Raw genomic sequence first — 18,067 nt, forward strand, 5'->3', positions numbered from 1 at the left:
ACAAAAGAAATGTAAGAATATTAAATGGAAAAATGCACATTAAAACCTTATAATTAGGTCATGGGAATTAAACATTTCCATATAAGCGTGAACTCAAATAATTTTATAAAGGAGAGGTTATTTATGAAAAAAAGATTATTAACAGCTTCACTGGCAGCATTGGCAGCATTAAGCTTATCCGCCTGCAGCGGCGGAGGAAAGCCTGCGGAAACCACAGCAGCTCCTCAGACTACTGCAGAGGCGGCATCTGACGAAACAAAGGCAGAGGAGTCCAAGGACGGAGCCGAGGCAGCAGCAAAAGCACCGGAGGAGTACAAAGGAACCGTTGTCGTATATTCTCCTCATGATGCAGACCCGCTCAATGCAGGCGTGAACTTATTCATGCAGAAGTATCCCAATGTGAAGGTGGAGGTCGTGGCGGCCGGTACAGGAGAACTGTGCAACCGTATTGCAGCCGAGTCCGCAAATCCTATTGCAGACGTATTGTGGGGCGGAGGAGCAGACTCTCTGGCAGCCTTTAAGGAATATTTCGCTCCTTATGTATGTGCCAATGACGAGTTCATCGGCGACGCTTATAAGGATTCCGAGGACATGTGGATCGGAGAAAGCCCTCTGCCCATGGTCATTTTCTACAACAAGGATTTGATTCAGAAGGATGGCCTTGCAATTCCCGAGACATGGGAGGATTTGACAAAGCCTGAATGGAAAGGTAAGATCGCATACTGTCTGCCCTCCAAGTCCGGTTCCGCCTACACTCAGCTATGTACCATGATCCTTGGCCATGGCGGCAAGGAAGCCGGCTGGGATTTCATTAAGAAATTATATGACAATCTGGACGGCAAGATTGTAGACTCTTCCGGCAAGTGCCACAAGATGGTTGCAGACGGTGAGTTCTACGCAGGCCTGACTCTGGAGAAATCCGCAGTCCAGTATAAGGAGGATCCGTCCGTTGGATTCGTATATCCAAAAGACGGAACCAGCGCAGTGCCGGATGGCGTAGCTCTTGTAAAGGGCGGTCCTAACGAGGAAAACGCAAAGCTGTTTATTGATTTTGTTACATCAAAGGAATGCCAGACAGAGCAGAGTAAGAACTGGGGACGCCGCCCAGTAAGAAGCGACATGGAAGTGGGAGAAGGAATGGCGAAGTTACAGGATATCGTACTGGTGGATTATGATTTTGACTGGGCGGCAAATGAAAAAGAAGCCATTATTGAGAAATTCAACGACATTATGGTCGATTAATAAAAGGATAGGAATACATTCTGACAAAAAAGACTGTCCCGGCCCCTTGGGGACAGGACAGTCTTTTCAGTAAGAGACAGGAAGACAGCCGATGGTATAAGGAGAGCAAAACATATGAGCCATGCAGTAATTATTAAACAGGCCGTGAAAAAGTACGGTGATTTTACAGCCCTGAATGGGGTGGATTTAGAGATGAAGCCGGGGGAATTTTTCACATTGCTTGGTCCCTCCGGATGCGGCAAGACGACCCTCCTTCGTATGATCGCAGGATTTAATTCTGTGGATGGCGGGGAGATCTGCTTTGATGACAGGGTAATCAACAACCTGGAGGCCCACAAGAGGGATATTGGCATGGTGTTCCAGAACTACGCCATCTTTCCCCATCTGACTGTGGCGGAGAATGTGGCTTATGGCCTGAAAGCAAAAAAGTATCCCAAAGACCAGATTTCAGGCAAGGTGGAAGAAGCCCTTGACTTAGTGCAGATCAGAAACCTAAAAGACAGGAAACCAAATGAGCTGTCCGGCGGTCAGCAGCAGCGGGTGGCTCTTGCAAGGGCGTTTGTTATTGAGCCAGGGGTGCTTCTCATGGATGAGCCCTTATCCAACCTGGATGCAAAGCTTAGAGTACAGATGAGAACAGTTATTAAAAAGCTGCAAAGACGGCTTGGAATCACCACCATTTATGTTACCCACGATCAGGAGGAGGCTCTGGCTATTTCCGACCGGATCGCAGTTATGAAGGAAGGCAACATCATGCAGGTAGGTTCGCCGGAAGAGATTTACAAGAAGCCGGGAAACACCTTTGTGGCCGGATTCATCGGCGTATCAAACTTCATTGAATGTGAGGTGGATGGAAGCGTTCCGGACAGAGCTGTTTTAAATATCAAGGATGAATGCAGTTTGACCTGCAGGCTGAAATCCGCCTACAAGGGTAAGGGAATCATTTCCGCAAGACCGGAGCAGCTGTTCTTCGATGAAAAGGAAGGGCTTCCTGGCCGGATCGTCATTTCCACGTTCCTGGGAGATTTCATTGAGTATGAGATCCAGCTGAACAATGGTCAGACCATTCAGCTAAATGAATACACAAAGGATGCAAGCGACCTGCGGCCAGACGGACAGGAGGTGCGGGTGAACTTTGATATCAGCGCGGTAGGTGTATACGATGCCCAGACCCAGGAGGTGATATCATGGTAAAGAAAGGCTGGAAGCCGGATTTCTGGTTTTGGGTGAAGGTGGCGGTGGTAGGCTTTATGCTGCTGTTTCTGATTTATCCTTTCTGTACCCTGATCACCCGAAGCTTCTTCTCCGGTAAGGTGGAAGGCTTCACCCTTGAAAACTACATCCGGTTCTTCACGAAAAAGTATTATTATTCCTCTCTTGGGCGAAGCCTGTTCGTCTCCATTGTCACCACAGCCACAACTTTGGCCGTAGGGGTGCCCATGGCCTATCTGATGTCCAGATACAATGTTTTTGGAAAACGTTTTATCCATATATTCATCATTATGAGCCTTATGAGCCCCCCGTTTATCGGCGCTTACAGCTGGATCATGCTGTTTGGGCGCGCCGGCTTTGTCACACGGTTTTTTGCAGGCATGGGAATCCATCTTCCCAGCATTTATGGAAAGCTTGGCATTATTCTTGTGTTTACGTTCAAGCTGTTTCCCTATGTATATTTATATACGTCAGGGGCAATGGGAAGCATTGATTCAAGCCTTGAGGAGGCGGCGGAAAATCTGGGAAGCAATAAGCTGCGCAGGCTTTTGACCATTACTATACCGGTCATCCTGCCCTCCATTGCAGCGGGAGCCATTATGGTATTTATGACCAGCCTTGCGGACTTTGGCACGCCCATGCTTATTGGTGAGGGTTATATGGTCCTTCCCGTCCTGGTATATAACGAATATATGAGTGAGATCGGTGGAAATGCTCATTTAGCCAGCGCGTTGTCCGTGATTGTGGTGCTTTGCTCTACTACGGTGCTTTTGGTTCAGAAATATTTTGTGACCAGAAAAAATTATGTCATGACAGCCATGAGACCGCCTAAGGAAGAAAAACTTCACGGACTGAAACGCTTCCTGGTAACCTTGCCGGTTCTGCTGGTAACCTTTATTGGAATTCTTCCCCAGATCGTGGTGGTGGTCAGCAGCTTTGTAAAAAGCGATTTTACAGGGTTTAAAAAAGGCTTTAGCATAGAAAGCTATGTGACGATTTTTAACAGGCTGTGGACCAATATCCGCAATACCTTCGTGTTCTCTGCTGCAGCCATTGTGTTCATTATCGTGCTGGGCATGCTGATATCCTATATTGTGGTACGCCAGAGAGGGATAGCAGGACAGCTGATGGATCTTCTCATTATGTTTCCCTTTGTCATTCCGGGCGCGGTACTGGGCATCAGCCTGATTGTGGCGTTTAATAAACAGCCCATGATCCTTACAGGTACTGCCGCTATTATGATCATAGCCTTTGTAGTCAGGAAGCTGCCCTATACGGTGCGGTCGGGAAGCGCATTCCTGCAGCAGATGGATCCCAGTGTGGAGGAAGCCTCCATCAGTCTGGGGGTATCACCCATGAAAACCTTTGCCAAGGTGACGGCAAGGCTTATGGCCCCGGGTATCCTCTCAGGAGCCATATTAAGCTGGATCACCTGTATCAACGAGCTGTCTTCCAGCGTTATGCTTTACGGGGGCAAGACAAGTACCATATCCGTGGCCATCTATACGGAGGTCGTCCGAAACAGCTATGGTACGGCGGCAGCACTGGCTTCCATATTGACTGTCAGTACGGTCATATCCCTGCTTATTTTCTTAAAGGTAAGCAAGGGGAAGGTTTCGGTTGTATGAGCTGCACTGCGGACACATGGCATAATAATCCGCCCAAGGTTTTTGGTGGAAAGCTTTGGGCATTTCCAGAAAACATGGAGGGATACAAAGGATGGTAACATTTGGTACCGGTGGCTGGAGAGCCATCATCGGAGAGGAATTTACAAAAGAAAATATCCAAAAACTGGCTCTTGCCCTTAGCCTTAAGATGAAAGCAGAAAAAAAAGAAGGAGAAGGAATCGTCATAGGCTATGACAGGCGTTTCCTGTCCAAGGAAGCGGTCATATGGGCCTGTGAGATCTTTGGGAAGCAGGGAATTAAGGTGTTTTTTATAAACCGCAGTTCCCCCACGCCTCTTATCATGTTTTATGTGATGAAGCACCGTTTAAGCTACGGCATGATGGTGACGGCCAGCCATAATCCGGCCATTTATAATGGAATCAAGGTGTTTACTTATGGAGGGCGTGATGCGGATGAGGGACAGACCGGGGATATTGAAAAATATCTTTTAGAAGCGGAGAAGATATACCAGCCAGACGATGAGGAGGCTGGACAGATGCCCCCAGCCTCGTATCTTCAACTTGTAAAAAAAGGAGTGGTAGAGGAAATCAACCCCTTAAATGAATATCTGGACAATATCATATCCGTCATTGACATGGATGCCATACGCGCCCGGGATTTCCGGGTTGCCATTGACCCCATGTACGGAGTGAGCCTTACGGCCTTAAGCACCATCCTTTCCGTTGCCAGATGTACCATTGAAACTATCAACGACCAGCATGACACTTTGTTTGGCGGAAAGATGCCTGCGCCTACGGAGCAGACCTTGCGGAGCTTACAAAATTATGTACTGGACCGGTACTGCGATATCGGTATTGCCACGGATGGGGATGCGGACAGACTGGGAGTCATTGACGATCAGGGCCGTTACCTCCATGCCAACAACATTCTGGTGATGCTGTATTATTATCTTCTGAAGTACAAGGGCTGGCGGGGGCCGGTGGTCCGAAGTCTTTCCACTACCCATGTGCTGGACCGGGTAGCGGAGAGCTTTGGGCAGAAATGTTATGAAGTCCCCGTTGGATTTAAGTTCGTATCCGCAAAAATGCAGGAGATGGATGCCATCATTGGCGGAGAGTCATCAGGCGGCCTGACGGTGAAGGGGCATATTCACGGCAAGGATGGAATTTATGCTGCCTCCCTTCTGGTAGAAATGATGGCAGTATCCGGGAAAAAGCTGTCTGAGATTGCAGCGGACATCCGCAGGGAGTACGGGGCAATCCATATGACAGAGCGGGATTACCGTTTTACAGCCGAGGAAAAGGAAAGAATCCACCGGATTCTGATGATTGACAGGAAGATTCCCCAACTGCCTTTTGAGATTGAAAAGATCTCCTATGAGGATGGCTGTAAGGTTTACTTTAAAAACGGCGGCTGGGTGATCGCAAGGTTCTCCGGTACGGAACCGCTGCTGCGGATCTTCTGTGAGATGAAGGCAGAGGCAGATTCTGTAAGCGTGTGCAGTTTGTTTGAGGAATATCTGGGACTGCAGGAGGGATAGGAAAATGAAAAGGCTGCTGCAAAAGGAATGATTTCCTTTTGCAGCAGCCACTCTGCGCTTTATTTATAAAGTATCAAAGCGGATATAGGTGCGGTCATCAAAGCTGTTATTTCCCTTGACCAGCCCTTTTGTGCCCATGTTTTCCCGAAAGCAAAGGGGGTCATTTTTAATCAGCTCCCTAAGGGCAGCCTCACTTTCCGACAGAGTTTCCTTAAGGACGGGATACCCGTCGCTTGCCAGGACTATCCGTGAGTGAGGAGGAACGGGCTGGATGATGACATGACCCGGGTGAATGGGGAAACCGTTCAATACGTCATATCCGTAGGGAGAATCCTCATTGGCGAAAAGGAGCTGGCGGCGCAGGAGGGGAAGGATATATTCCCGTCCGGTGTCGTGGCCGGAAAGAGACGCTTCCGTACGGCCTAAAAGCAGCTCCGTCTGAATATAAAGGCTTCTGACCTGGGATAGGAGGCTGTCGACGGCTTTGGCGTGCTGGTGATGGATGCCGTTAATGAGACACTGGCAGTCGCCAAAGGCCCATACCTCTCTGCGGCGGAGGCTGTAGAGGATGATGACTGCCTGCAGGCGTTCTTCGGGCTTCTCCTTCAGGATAGAGCGGCGTGTAGGGCAGGCCCGGGCCAGGGATTCGTTTAAATAGTCCATGGCACCGGCTCCGTCAATGCCGGGGGGCATGGTGCTTAAGGCCTCTGACAGCACTTCTTTTGCATAGCATCCGCTGGTCATGTTTCCAGCGCCTTTCTCCAGGTCTTCGGGCCAGGTAAGTGCTCCCTTGCTTGTCACTCCGTCGATTACGGCGATGAAGTTTTCATTTACAAACAGCCCATCCTCACACAGGCTGCTTTCCGTGTGCTTTGGAATAATGGATTGTTCTATGATTTGTACGGCCATTGCAGGCACCTCCAATTATTTATTAGGTAAAGTTTACCATAAATAAGGCCTTCTGCCCATGGAAAAACGAACATATTTTTGATATAATGAATAATATGAAGCCATATTTCGGACAGGAGAGGAGGCGTCTATGAGACTTACTAACAGCACCAGAGGAAAATGGCCGGAGGTCTGCGCTCTGTCTCTTATTTGCTGCGTTCTCCTGTCTTCCTGCCGGCCGGAAACGGGAGAGCCGCCCATGCTTTCCCAGGCTGATCTGGTGGTTTACACGGTCCAGGAGAAAGGGATCTGTGAGCCGGTGGTCAAGGAGTTCGAGGAGCGCACAGGCTTGAATGTAAAGGTGGAAGCCGGGTCTTTGGAGGAACTTTTAAAGACTTTAGAGGACGGCGGCGGCCCCTGCAGCGATGACGGAGAAACATGGGATGTGGTATTTGGGGTAGGAATCAGGACTCTGGAAGAGAAAAAGGAGTACTGGCAGGCTTACGAAAGTCCTGAAACCCCATTCATAGCCGGGGCGTTCCGCTGCAGCGATCATAAATGGACCAGCTTTTCCGCCTGCCCCTTAGTCATCATGTACAACACCAATGTGGTCACATACCGGGAGGTGCCTGCTGGCTGGACCAGCCTGCTGGAACCAAGATGGAAAGGCCGGGTAGCCTTTATGGATCCCGGCATGTCGGATATCTATTCCTCGGCTCTGGCTGCGGCTGTTTATACGTACCGGGGAAAAGACTATATGGAGCAGCTGGCAGCTAACTTGGAATACAGCAGCCTTTCCAGCTTATCGGAGGTGAATTCCGGAATTCTGGACGGCAGGTATTCCCTGGGAGTCACCATAGAAGGGACGGCACAGGCTCTGCGCTCCGGTGGTGCAGATGTGGACTACATTTATCCGAAAGAAGGGACCACAGTGCTGCCCGATGGTACTGCCATTGTAAATGGCTGCTCACGGCCGGAGGCTGCCAGACGGTTTTTGGATTTCACGGTCAGTAAGGATGCCCAGAAAATCCTTGTTTCAGATTTAAACAGGCGCTCCGTGCGGATGGACGTCCCCCCTCTGCCCGGACTTTCCCCTGTCAGCAGGCTTTCCATCATTGACATGGATTTAAAGGAACTGTCCAGAGAAAAAGAGGAAATTCTGAAACAATGGAACGGGATCCTGTCCCTGCACAAAAGGAGGGCCGGAGAATGAAGTGGTACGGCCGGTTTTCTTTCAAAACACGGGTGTTTTTGGGATGTCTTCTGGTAGCACTGGTTCCTCTGACCTTTTCGAGCGTGGTAGTGACCAGGCTTTTTACTGCTTCCATTAACCGGCAGATGGCGGTGGAGGGGAACCGGCAGCTGGACGAGGCAAGCAAAAAGCTGACCCAGCTATTTGAAAACTGTGAGAAGGCCTGCCAGGCTTTTACAGCAGACGGTACGGCAGCCAGGGTGATGATCGACAAGGATGCCATTGAGATGCAGAAGGATTTGTACCTGTCTTTGTATCAGGCGGTTCAGGAAATATACAGCAGCGCCCAGTTCAGCATTTATGATTCTGGCGGAAAGCTGCGTTTTACAACGGATACTGGTTCCAAAAACAGTTTTCTTCCCGTCCATTGGGGGCTTTTAAGAAAGGTTCAGGGGGTGAAGGGGATCACCTATTACAGGACCGATCCCTATCTTCCGGAAACGGATAAAAATATCCTGATGCAGGGAGCCTATTCCCTGGAAAATCCCCAGGGAGCCAGGACTGGTTATGTGGTTCTTGATTTTTCCAGGGAGAATTTTGACAATCTGTTAAATGGTTTTTATTCCTCAGGGGATACCTTACTGCTGCTGGATTCCCATCAAAGACCCATTTACTGCTCAAGGCCGGAGTATGGAGAAGAGGAGATGGACGATATCATTCTCCATGGAATGACGGGACAGGAGGGAGAAAAAGGGAAGGGAGTATATACCAGGTATTTGTGGACCAGGGAGCCCTCCCATGGAATCTATGTCCTCTTAAGACGCTCCTCACCAATCAGTGTCGGTGCCATCCATACCATGAGGACCGTAAGCTTTCTTTTATCCGCTCTGGGGCTGATCCTCTGCCTGCTGATTTCCGGCGCTCTTTCCAAAGGAATTGCCCAGCCGGTGAGCCAGTTAGATAAGGCGATGGCAAAGGTAAAAAAAGGGGATTTATCCATCCGCATTCATACGAACCGGCAGGATGAGCTGGGAAGGCTGACGGAAAGCTTTAACCAGATGACAGGGGACTTACAGAAATACTTAGAGGACACGGTTCAGAAGCAGAAGGATTTAAATAAGACCACCATTAAACTGTATCAGACCCAGTTAAACCCTCATTTTCTCTATAATACCCTGGACACCATTAAATGGAATGCAAGGATTAACCAGATTCCGGAAATCGCCATATTGGCGGAGAATCTTGCAGTGATCCTGCGGAGAAGCATTTCCAGCCGCCCTTTTATCACCTTGAGGGAGGAGCTGGAAACCATTGAAAGCTATATACAGATCCAAAAGATCCGTTTTACAGGACGTTTCCTTTATGAGACCGAGATACCGGACCAGCTTGAGGACTGCATGGTGCCCAAAATGTTTTTGCAGCCATTGGTGGAAAACGCCATCATCCATGGGCTTTATGGATGCGAGAACGGGTACATATGCATTTTTGCAGTTGAGAAAGATGGCGTGTTAAGCATTTCCATCACGGATGACGGGTGCGGGATGAACAAGGAAATGGTGGACTGGATCAACAGTGACAATCCTTTCAAAAGGGATGGGCACCTGGGGCTTTACAATGTGATCCGTATATTGAAGATTTATTACGGGCAGGAATACGGGATCAGGGCGGAGGTAACAAAGGAGGGAACCACCATTGCCTTAAGGCTGCCGGCCCAGAGGGAGGTGACGGATGTATAAGGTCATAGTTGTGGAAGATGAGACGATGGTCCGCCGGGGAATCATTTTGACCATCAACTGGGCGGCTCTGGACTGTGTCATAGCGGGCGAGGCTGCCAACGGGGAAGAAGGGGCCCGTCTGGCAGAACGGCTCTCCCCGGATATTATCGTGACGGATGTGAAGATGCCCCGCATGGACGGGGTAGAGATGATCACCAGGCTGAGGGAAGAAGGGTGCACTGCCAGGTTCATTATCCTGACTGCTTACGGGGATTTTAAGTACGCACAAAGCGCATTGCGCTTAGGGGTCAGTGATTACCTCTTAAAGCCCTTAAAGGATGGAGATCTGGAGCAGGCCATCCTTCACATCAGGAGCCAGATTGAGAAAGGCACGGAAAAAGAGGCTGCGGCGCCGGTGCTCCGTTTTCATGCAGATAAGAAATCCAAAAACAAATATGTGGCTGAGGCCATCCGGTACATCCGGAGGCATTATCAGGAGAACATCACCATCAGCACGGTGGCGGAATATTTAGAAATCAGCGAGGGATATTTAAGCCGGGTGTTAAAAAAGGAAACGGATTATACATTTACCAGCTATCTCACCTTTTACCGGATGCAGGTAGCCATGTCCCTGCTTAAGGACTGCCGGGTCAAGGTTTATGAAGTGGCGGACCAGGTGGGATATTCGGACACGGCCTATTTCAGTGCGCAGTTTAAAAAGCTTTTGGGAGTGTCTCCCTCGGAATACCAGGAAAGATGCGGGAAGTAAAATGGTATTGTCTGCCGGCTGGAATCTATTGTAAATTATTGGTATTTATGTTATACTGAGAATATAATTCAATAAGGATTCAAAAGACGAAGGAGGTTATTACTATGAAATTTTTAAAGTGTAACCGTTGCGGTAATATTGTGGCGGTTGTAGAAGAAAAAGGCGGTACAATTACGTGTTGCGGAGAAGATATGCACGAATTGGCAGCCAATACAACAGATGCTGCAACTGAGAAGCACGTTCCGGTTATTGAGATTGACGGACACCATGTAAAAGTTACTGTTGGTTCCGTGGAACACCCAATGCTTCCTGAACATTTCATCGGTTGGATCGCATTAGAGACCAAGCAGGGCAATCAGAGAAAGATATTGAATCCGGGAGATAAACCGGTGGCTGAATTCATGCTTTGCGACGGAGATAAGATAGTTGCTGCATACGAATACTGTAATCTTCACGGATTATGGAAAGCTGATAAATAAGAAAATTAAAAAGCTCACGGGCCTGGTGGTCTGTGAGCTTTTTTTAGTATTACCAATTCTTGACTTCTGGCCTGATTTGCACTAGTATTAAATTTGCAGTTTTACTTTAGAATAGGAGAAGACCGTAGAATGAACAAGAAAGAAGCCAATGAAATAAAGAAACTTTTCACTCCGGCCAACTGTGCCATCAGCCGTATCTGCGGCTGCTATGTGGACGCGGAAAAGAACAAGAGAACGGAGCTTAAGGAAGCATTTTTATCCCTCCCAGAGGAAGAAGCATTTAAATATTTCACCATCTTTAGAAGCGGCCTGTCAGGGACCATCGGCAAGAACATGGTCAATATGGAATTTCCCTTACATACGGAAGCAGAAGGCGGAACCCAGAATTTTCTGCTGAAGCTCCGGGACAGCCAATTAAAGGATGATGCCCTGATTGAGGAATTCTATGACAGGTTGATTGCCAGCTACGATTACGGCGAGAATTATTACATCATCCTCATTCATTGTGCCTATGATATTCCCGCAAGGAGCTCCGATGGCCTGGAAATGGAAGATGCCTCTGATTTTGTATATGAATTCATTCAGTGCTCCATTTGCCCGGTGAAGCTGTCAAAGGCAGGGCTTTGCTACAATTCCGAGGCCAACGTCATCGAAAACCGCAACAGGGACTGGATCGTGGAGGCTCCTGATACCGGCTTTTTATTTCCGGCCTTCACAGACCGGAATACGGATATCCACAGCCTTTTATACTATGCCAAAAACCCGGAGCAGATGCCGGAACGCCTGATTGATGAACTGCTTGGCTGCGTGATACCTATGTCCGCCAAGAGCCAGAAGGAGACGTTCCAGGCCATTGTAGAGGAAACCCTGGGAGATAACTGCGATTTTGAAACGGTTAAGAGCCTTCACGAAAATTTAAATGAGATTCTTGAAGAAACAAAGGATGAGCCGGCTCCCTTTACCCTGGACAAGTACCAGATGAAAAGACTGTTGGAGAACAATGGAGCCAGCCAGGAGAAGCTGGAGGAATTTGAGCAGCGTTATAGCGAAGACGAAGAAAAGTCTGTGCCTCCCTTTATCGCGTCCAATGTGATCAATACCAAAAGCTTTGAGATTAAAACAACGGACGTGAGTATAAAGGTAGCCCCTGATAAGACCCATCTGGTAGAAAACCGGATGATCGACGGCAGGCCATGTATTGTCATCGGTATCAGCGAGCATGTGGAGATCAACGGAATCACGGTAAGGCCCATAGCAGCAGAAAGGACAATGGAGCCGGAGGAGTAAAACTCACCGGCTCCTTAATGGATGGACCAGGCCTTTAAAAAGTGTCTGGACGCAAAGGACTATGGTCTGGTCAAAGAGAAAGGCTGCAGCGGAAGAAAGGACCAGAACCAGGATAAAGGAAAGCAGGGTGCTGCCTGCCATGCCAAAGGAAAGCCAGTTGATCCCTGACCGCTCTCTGACAAAATAAAGCACGGCCCAGTGAACCAGCAGGATGGAATAGCTGTGCCGGATCAGGAAGTTCATCACCATCCCTGGCCTTGGAAGCCGGTTTTCCAGGGAACGAAGCATAAGAAAAACTGAGGCTCCCAGAAGGATCATGGCAGGAGCGCCTTCTGCCAATAGAATGGCCTTGTAATCAGGCCGCAGGGCGGTACAGAGGATGGTGAACAGAAAGGATACCATGCCAAGTCCCAACCAGGCCTTCCTGTATTTCATGGAAATGGGCTTGGAAAAGTAATAGCCAAGCAAAAACACTCCTTCCCATGGACTGATCATAAGTTCAAAGTTTAAGGGCAGGCCAATAACAGGCAGGTAAACGGCCAGACAGCGGAAAAGGAGGATTAGGACCGCCAGTCCGTGAAGCATGGAGCCGGTCAGATGCCTTAAAAGAATGCTGAAAAACGGAGCCAGGATATAGAGGGACAAAATGACATAGATCACCCACAAATGAGGCGCCCAGTCAATGGGGCCTGCCGCCATATCCTTTAAGGCTTTCAAGATTCCGTTCATGAGGCCGGAATTAAAATACCGGCAGGAGAGCAGGATATAAATGCAGTAGTAACAAAAAAAAGGAAGGGCCACCTGAAGGAACCGCTTATAATAAAAGGCAGGCAGGCTCTCCTTTTGCTCTCTCAGGATCAAAGCACCGCTGTTCATGATAAACAGGGTATTGCAGACCAGGAGAATAGAGGAAAGGGACTGAACCCCCACCCAGGTTTTGCTCCCGGCCGTAAGCCCGGCTGTGGAGAAATCAAGGCAGTGGACTAAAATAACGAAAAGGGCGGCAATAAGACGGACATAATCAAGGTAGAGGATCCTGCTTTTTCCGGAATCATTTCCTAAAAACAGATGTTTTAAATAATCTCTGTCCTTAAGCTGCCGCCTGATATGAATGCCGCAGGAAATTGCAATAAAAGCAAGTATTGTCATCTGTAACTTTCCCATAATTTCTGTTCCTTTCCGGTCCTTTTCATCTTATAAAGATAACAAGCTTTCACCATTATATCACAGGAATCCGTTCATCACAAACCAAACCCTTTGGCCATTCTCAGGAAAATTACGTGGTCAATCCCTGGCGGCTATGGTATACTTAAGAAAACGCCCTGCGGGGATACTTTTATGCCCAAAGAACATGGGCTGGAAAAAGAAAAATGCAGAGAGGAAATGACAGTGGCAGATCGGACATTTGGCTGGGTACAGGAGGCCTATACCCTGGAAAATCTAAAAAATGTTGTATCCGCGTTTGTGCCGGATTCAGAGATCAACAGGATCCTGCGTATGGATAAGATACCCAGGCTCATATCGGAAAAAGACGGAAAAGACGAGTTTATACGGGAATTAAGCAGCAGGGAAATTTCCATCCCCTATACCCATTTAAAGGGAAAAGGGACGCCTGCAGGCTATACAAGGAGCAATGCCCCTTGTTCCGGGATCATTCAGGCCGTCCTGCCGGGACAGCGAAAGGAATACCAAAGCGACTGGCCGGCAGATTCCTTTTTGAGATGGGCAGTGAGCATTGGCTTTCTTCATTACAGCCGGAACGAGGATGTCTGTTCCCTGTCCCCCCTGGGACAGCAGTATGCCAATGCGCCTGCAGGCAGTGAGGAGGAGGCTTTCGCGTTAAGGACCGCCCTTCTTTCCTACCCGCCCGTGTGCAGAGTTCTGTCCCTGTTGGGAGAAGAAGGGCATCTGACAAAGTTTGAGATGGGAGCAAGGCTTGGCTTTATCGGAGAGGCAGGCTTTACCTCCATTCCCCAGTACATGATCCTCCAGGGGCTGGCGGAAGCAGAAACCAGAGAAGAGAGGACAAAGCTTCTCCAGGATACGGAAGGCACCAGCGATAAATATGTCCGGACTATTTGCAGCTGGCTTTTACAGATGGGCTGGATCAACAAGGCGGCAAAGGAGGTAACTGCTGCCATCGGAGGGAAGTCCTGTACCGGAACCATCCCCCAGTCTTACCAGTTGACATTAAAGGGAAGGACCGTATTAAAGCATGTGACAGGCGTTTCAAAATTCCCCAGAATTCCCAAGCGGGTGATGTGGGATATGCTGGCTACCAAGGTGGCTGACCGGGAATATCTGCGCAACCGCAGGACCCATATCATAAAATATCTGGAAGGAGCCTACCGCTCCCCATTGCAGGTAAAGGAATATTTAAAAGGCATGGGCATGGAAGAGGAGGAAGAGACGATTCTCGATGACATCCGAAGCCTTGAAAATATTGGGCTTCAAGTGAAAAAGACCGGAAACACCTATCGGATCATGGAGGAAATAACCGGTCTTGAGCTGCCTTATGAAAACCATGGACCGGTGCCGGTAAAATCAGAAGTGTCCCTGTGCAAGGATTATTTAAGATCCCATTTAATCCATGTGGACCATCGGTATCTCATCCTTTTGGATCTGGGATTTGACGGCAGTTCAGACAGGGATTATGAGATACAGACAGCCCAGCTTTTGACAGCTGAACTGGACTTTAAGGGAGCCAGGCTTGGGGATACCAGAAAGCCGGATGTGTGCGTATATTATGGAGAAGATGGGCTGATCATTGATAACAAGGCTTATGGAAAAGGGTATTCCCTTCCGATCAAACAGGCCGATGAGATGTACCGCTACATAGAGGAAAATAAGGAACGGAATGAGAAGCTTAATCCAAACAAGTGGTGGGAGATCTTTGATAAAGGTGTGATACGCTATCACTTTGCTTTTGTTTCCGGTGCGTTTACCGGCGGATTTAGGGAAAGGCTTGAGAATATCCGGATGCGTTCCGGGATCTGCGGAGCCGCAGTCAATTCCCTGAATCTTCTTTTGATGGCAGAAGAGCTGAAGTCAGGAAGGCTGGACTACAGTGAGTGCTTTAAGTTTTTTGACTGCAATGATGAGATTGGGTTTCAACGTTCTTAGGCACATGGAGGTTTGATGTTATGGTGTTGGGAGAGTATCTTCCTTTTTGGAATAAGCTGACAGAGAGACAGAGAATGCTCTTAAAAGAAAAAGCCAGGGAAGCCAGGTTTGAAAAAGGTATGCTGGTCCACGGCGGGGCTGACGGCTGCAGCGGGCTTTTGCTTGTGACCGAAGGACAGCTTAGGGTTTTTATGATATCGGATGAGGGACGGGAGCTGACGCTTTATCGTCTGCTTGAGCGGGATATCTGCCTTTTTTCCGGTCCTTGTATGGTTAAAAACATTCAATTTGATGTTACGGTGGAAGCGGAGCAGGATTCCGTGGTCTCAGTGATTCCGCCGGAGGTCTACAAGACGCTGATGGAGCAGTCGGCAGTTGTCTCAAACTTTACCAATGAGCTGATGGCTTCCCGTTTTACCGATGTCATGTGGCTCATGGACCAGGTCTTAAATAAGAAAATGGATGGCCGCCTGGCCGCTTTTCTTCTGGAAGAGGGGAGGCTTACGGGTTCCGGGGAGCTTTCCATTACCCACGAGCAGATCGCCCATCATCTGGGAACGGCAAGAGAAGTGGTGACCCGCCTCTTACGGCTGTTCCAGGCGGACCTCCTGGTTAAACTCACCAGGGGAAGTGTGGAGCTTCTTGATGAGAAGGGCTTAGAACTTCTGGCAGAGGACAGTCTGAGATAGGAATCCTTGTACTATTTGAAAAACATGGGAAATTCACTTGCATTCTTTTCTTTTCACAGTTATATTATAAAAAGTTTGTGAAAAATTTATAATGTAAAAGGATCGGGAAAAATGAAGGATATGATACCCCAGTTTTTTTTATCAATGAAGCACTATACAAGAGAGCAGTTTATAAAGGATATTATTTCCGGAATTATCGTGGCAATCATTGCCCTGCCTCTCTCTATCGCTCTTGCCCTGGCTTCCGGCGTAACCCCGGAGCAGGGACTTTATACGGCCATTGTCGCAGGCTTTGTGATCTCTTTTTTAGGCGGCAGTAAGGTGCAGATTGCAGGGCCTACGGCTGCATTTGCTTCTATTGTTGCTGGTATTGTCATAAAAAACGGGCTTGACGGTCTGGCCGCGGCAACCGTAATGGCCGGAATTATTCTGGTTATCATGGGATTTTTACGGTTGGGAAGTCTGATACGTTTTATTCCCTATACCATTACAACCGGGTTTACCGCCGGCATTGCGGTGACTATTTTTATCGGCCAGATAAAGGATTTCCTGGGGCTTACCTTTGAAAAGGCTCCGGTGGAGACCATGGAAAAGCTGGAGCAGGTGGTACACTCCATCGGAACCCTTAATCCCATGGCATTGGCAATAGGAATGATCGCCCTTTCCGTACTTATCATCTGGCCAAGATATTTTAAGAAGGTCCCCCCATCCTTAGTTGCAGTTGTTCTCACTGCGGTTCTGGTAAAGGTGCTGGATCTTCCGGTTCATACCATTGGTGATCTGTATACCATTTCCCCCAGTCTTCCGGCTCTGCATGTTCCCAGGCTGTCCCTTGACATGATGGGGAAGGTCATGCCTGATGCAGTGACCATTGCGGTGTTGGCTGCCATTGAATCATTGCTGTCCTGCGTTGTGGCAGACGGAATGATAGGAAGCAGGCATAATTCCAACATGGAACTGATTGCTCAGGGACTGGGTAATACCTTTTCTGCATTGTTTGGAGGAATCCCGGCTACAGGCGCCATTGCGCGGACGGCCGCCAACGTGAAAAACGGAGGAAGAACTCCTGTGGCGGGAATGGTTCATGCAGTTCTTCTGCTGTTGATCCTTGTATTTCTCATGCCATATGCAGCCCTTATCCCTATGCCGGCCATTGCAGCGATTCTGTTTATGGTTGCATATAATATGAGCGAGTGGAGAGAATTTGTTTCAATTGTAAAAACTTCCCCTAAAAGTGACTGGTCCGTGCTTTTGGTCGCTTTTATCCTGACCGTGGTATTTGATCTGGTGGTGGCTATCGGCGTTGGCCTGATATTTGCTTCTTTGCTGTTCATGAAGCGGATGGCGGATGTGGCCGAGGTAAACGGCTGGAAGTATCTGGAGGATAAAGAGGAGAATGAAGGAGACCGCATTGACTTAAAGCCTGTTCCAGGGCATGTGGCCGTATTTGAAATCAATGGTCCAATGTTTTTTGGAGCCGCAGATAAGATATCCAAGGTGGTACTGGAAGACGGAAAGAGAGTGCTGATACTCCGTATGCGGAGCGTTCCGGCCATGGATACAACTGCCTTAAAAAGCTTAAAGAAGCTTTACAGCAGTTTAAAAAGAAAGAACATCACACTGATGTTATCCCATGTGAACGAACAGCCTATGTCAATGATGGAACGGGCGGGATTTGTAGATGATATGGGACGGGAGAATATTGCAGGCTGCATTGATGAGGCTTTGATGCGTGCCTCCGCGCTATAAAAATACCGGCAAGCCGGAAAACAGGCCGTAAGGGTCAGAGAAAAGGAATGCTCTGATTTCTTACGGCCTGTTTATGTTCTGTCAGCCGCTTTATTCCCTTCTTAGGACCGGTCAATCCCCAACTCTTTTCCATGGGCGGGGGCCTGGGAAGGGGGAACAATGGAGATAAAAAGGGACAAGTCGTTAAAAAAATATCATAAAAATATGAAAAAGATGTTGACATCTCAAAAAGATAATATTATAATCAATACATATTAAACCTATAAAGATAATAGGGTATTGAAGAAAGGATGTCATTCATATGATAAACACAATGTTTTCTGCAGGGATTGACCATTTTGCAAGCTTTGAACAGATGGATAGCTGTTGTTGTAAAACTGTGTGCATGTATATGAATACAGCTTATTTTTGTATGTATTAGAATACCTGGATCCGTGACAGCTGGAGTTTTACAGGTACTGTAATAGTACCTGTTTTTTTTATAAGCGGAAATTAATGATAAAGTCCATGGTTATGCCATTGGATCAATCCATAAATGCAGGAGATTCAGGGAA

14 protein-coding genes are annotated in these 18,067 nt (G+C 48.2%); 12 read left to right on the plus strand and 2 right to left on the minus strand.

The features are described from left to right. Window positions 1-123: 123 nt before the first annotated feature. The 4 genes from ABFV83_RS04100 to ABFV83_RS04115 all read left to right on the plus strand — a co-directional run bounded on the left by ABFV83_RS04100 (window position 124) and on the right by ABFV83_RS04115 (window position 5,622). Window positions 124-1,242, plus strand: coding sequence for an ABC transporter substrate-binding protein (locus ABFV83_RS04100; RefSeq protein ID WP_349947671.1), 1,119 nt, complete (start codon window positions 124-126; stop codon window positions 1,240-1,242). Between the two features lie 114 nt (window positions 1,243-1,356). Beyond that, the gene (locus ABFV83_RS04105) at window positions 1,357-2,436 is read left to right on the plus strand and encodes an ABC transporter ATP-binding protein (protein ID WP_349947672.1); all 1,080 of its coding nucleotides are present in this window, start codon (window positions 1,357-1,359) and stop codon (window positions 2,434-2,436) included. Beyond that, entirely contained in the window at window positions 2,430-4,082 is a 1,653-nt protein-coding gene (locus tag ABFV83_RS04110) for an iron ABC transporter permease (protein WP_349947673.1), read from the plus strand. The genes ABFV83_RS04105 and ABFV83_RS04110 overlap by 7 nt, the downstream gene beginning before the upstream one ends. 91 nt (window positions 4,083-4,173) lie before the next feature. Next, window positions 4,174-5,622, plus strand: a complete 1,449-nt coding sequence (locus tag ABFV83_RS04115) for a phosphoglucomutase/phosphomannomutase family protein (protein ID WP_349947674.1) — start codon at window positions 4,174-4,176, stop codon at window positions 5,620-5,622. Between the two features lie 63 nt (window positions 5,623-5,685). Here ABFV83_RS04115 and ABFV83_RS04120 read toward each other — a convergent pair whose 3' ends face one another. Next, the gene (locus ABFV83_RS04120; RefSeq protein ID WP_349947675.1) at window positions 5,686-6,531 is read right to left on the minus strand and encodes a hypothetical protein; all 846 of its coding nucleotides are present in this window, start codon (window positions 6,529-6,531) and stop codon (window positions 5,686-5,688) included. 130 nt (window positions 6,532-6,661) lie between these two features. Here ABFV83_RS04120 and ABFV83_RS04125 point away from each other — a divergent pair, with 130 nt between their 5' ends. The 5 genes from ABFV83_RS04125 (at window position 6,662) to ABFV83_RS04145 (ending at window position 11,952) form a co-directional block, all read left to right on the plus strand. Next, window positions 6,662-7,723, plus strand: a complete 1,062-nt coding sequence (locus tag ABFV83_RS04125) for an extracellular solute-binding protein (RefSeq protein ID WP_349947676.1) — start codon at window positions 6,662-6,664, stop codon at window positions 7,721-7,723. Then, the gene (locus ABFV83_RS04130; protein ID WP_349947677.1) at window positions 7,720-9,438 is read left to right on the plus strand and encodes a histidine kinase; all 1,719 of its coding nucleotides are present in this window, start codon (window positions 7,720-7,722) and stop codon (window positions 9,436-9,438) included. Before ABFV83_RS04125 ends, ABFV83_RS04130 begins: the two co-directional genes overlap by 4 nt. Continuing rightward, on the plus strand, window positions 9,431-10,186 hold the full coding sequence (locus ABFV83_RS04135; protein WP_349947678.1) for a response regulator: 756 nt from the start codon (window positions 9,431-9,433) through the stop codon (window positions 10,184-10,186). The genes ABFV83_RS04130 and ABFV83_RS04135 overlap by 8 nt, the downstream gene beginning before the upstream one ends. A gap of 104 nt (window positions 10,187-10,290) precedes the next feature. After that, window positions 10,291-10,665, plus strand: a complete 375-nt coding sequence (locus tag ABFV83_RS04140; RefSeq protein WP_349947679.1) for a desulfoferrodoxin family protein — start codon at window positions 10,291-10,293, stop codon at window positions 10,663-10,665. A gap of 129 nt (window positions 10,666-10,794) precedes the next feature. Continuing rightward, window positions 10,795-11,952: a DUF4317 domain-containing protein gene (locus tag ABFV83_RS04145; protein ID WP_349947680.1), complete on the plus strand. Its 1,158-nt coding sequence runs from the start codon at window positions 10,795-10,797 to the stop codon at window positions 11,950-11,952. A 3-nt stretch (window positions 11,953-11,955) separates the two neighbouring features. Here ABFV83_RS04145 and ABFV83_RS04150 read toward each other — a convergent pair whose 3' ends face one another. Continuing rightward, entirely contained in the window at window positions 11,956-13,116 is a 1,161-nt protein-coding gene (locus ABFV83_RS04150) for an acyltransferase (protein WP_349947681.1), read from the minus strand. A 174-nt stretch (window positions 13,117-13,290) separates the two neighbouring features. On the opposite strand from ABFV83_RS04150, the gene ABFV83_RS04155 reads away from it, so the two are divergent. The 3 genes from ABFV83_RS04155 (at window position 13,291) to ABFV83_RS04165 (ending at window position 17,513) form a co-directional block, all read left to right on the plus strand. After that, window positions 13,291-15,075 carry a restriction endonuclease FokI C-terminal domain-containing protein gene (locus ABFV83_RS04155; protein WP_349947682.1) on the plus strand — a complete coding sequence of 595 codons (1,785 nt, stop codon included), beginning with the start codon at window positions 13,291-13,293 and terminating at the stop codon, window positions 15,073-15,075. Window positions 15,076-15,095: 20 nt separating this feature from the next. After that, window positions 15,096-15,764 (plus strand): Crp/Fnr family transcriptional regulator, encoded by a 669-nt coding sequence (locus ABFV83_RS04160; protein ID WP_349947683.1) that lies wholly within the window; start codon window positions 15,096-15,098, stop codon window positions 15,762-15,764. 111 nt (window positions 15,765-15,875) lie between these two features. Further along, window positions 15,876-17,513, plus strand: a complete 1,638-nt coding sequence (locus ABFV83_RS04165; protein WP_349947684.1) for a SulP family inorganic anion transporter — start codon at window positions 15,876-15,878, stop codon at window positions 17,511-17,513. Window positions 17,514-18,067: the final 554 nt, after the last annotated feature.

Source organism: Lacrimispora sp. BS-2 (genome assembly GCF_040207125.1).
Lineage (GTDB): Bacteria > Bacillota > Clostridia > Lachnospirales > Lachnospiraceae > Lacrimispora.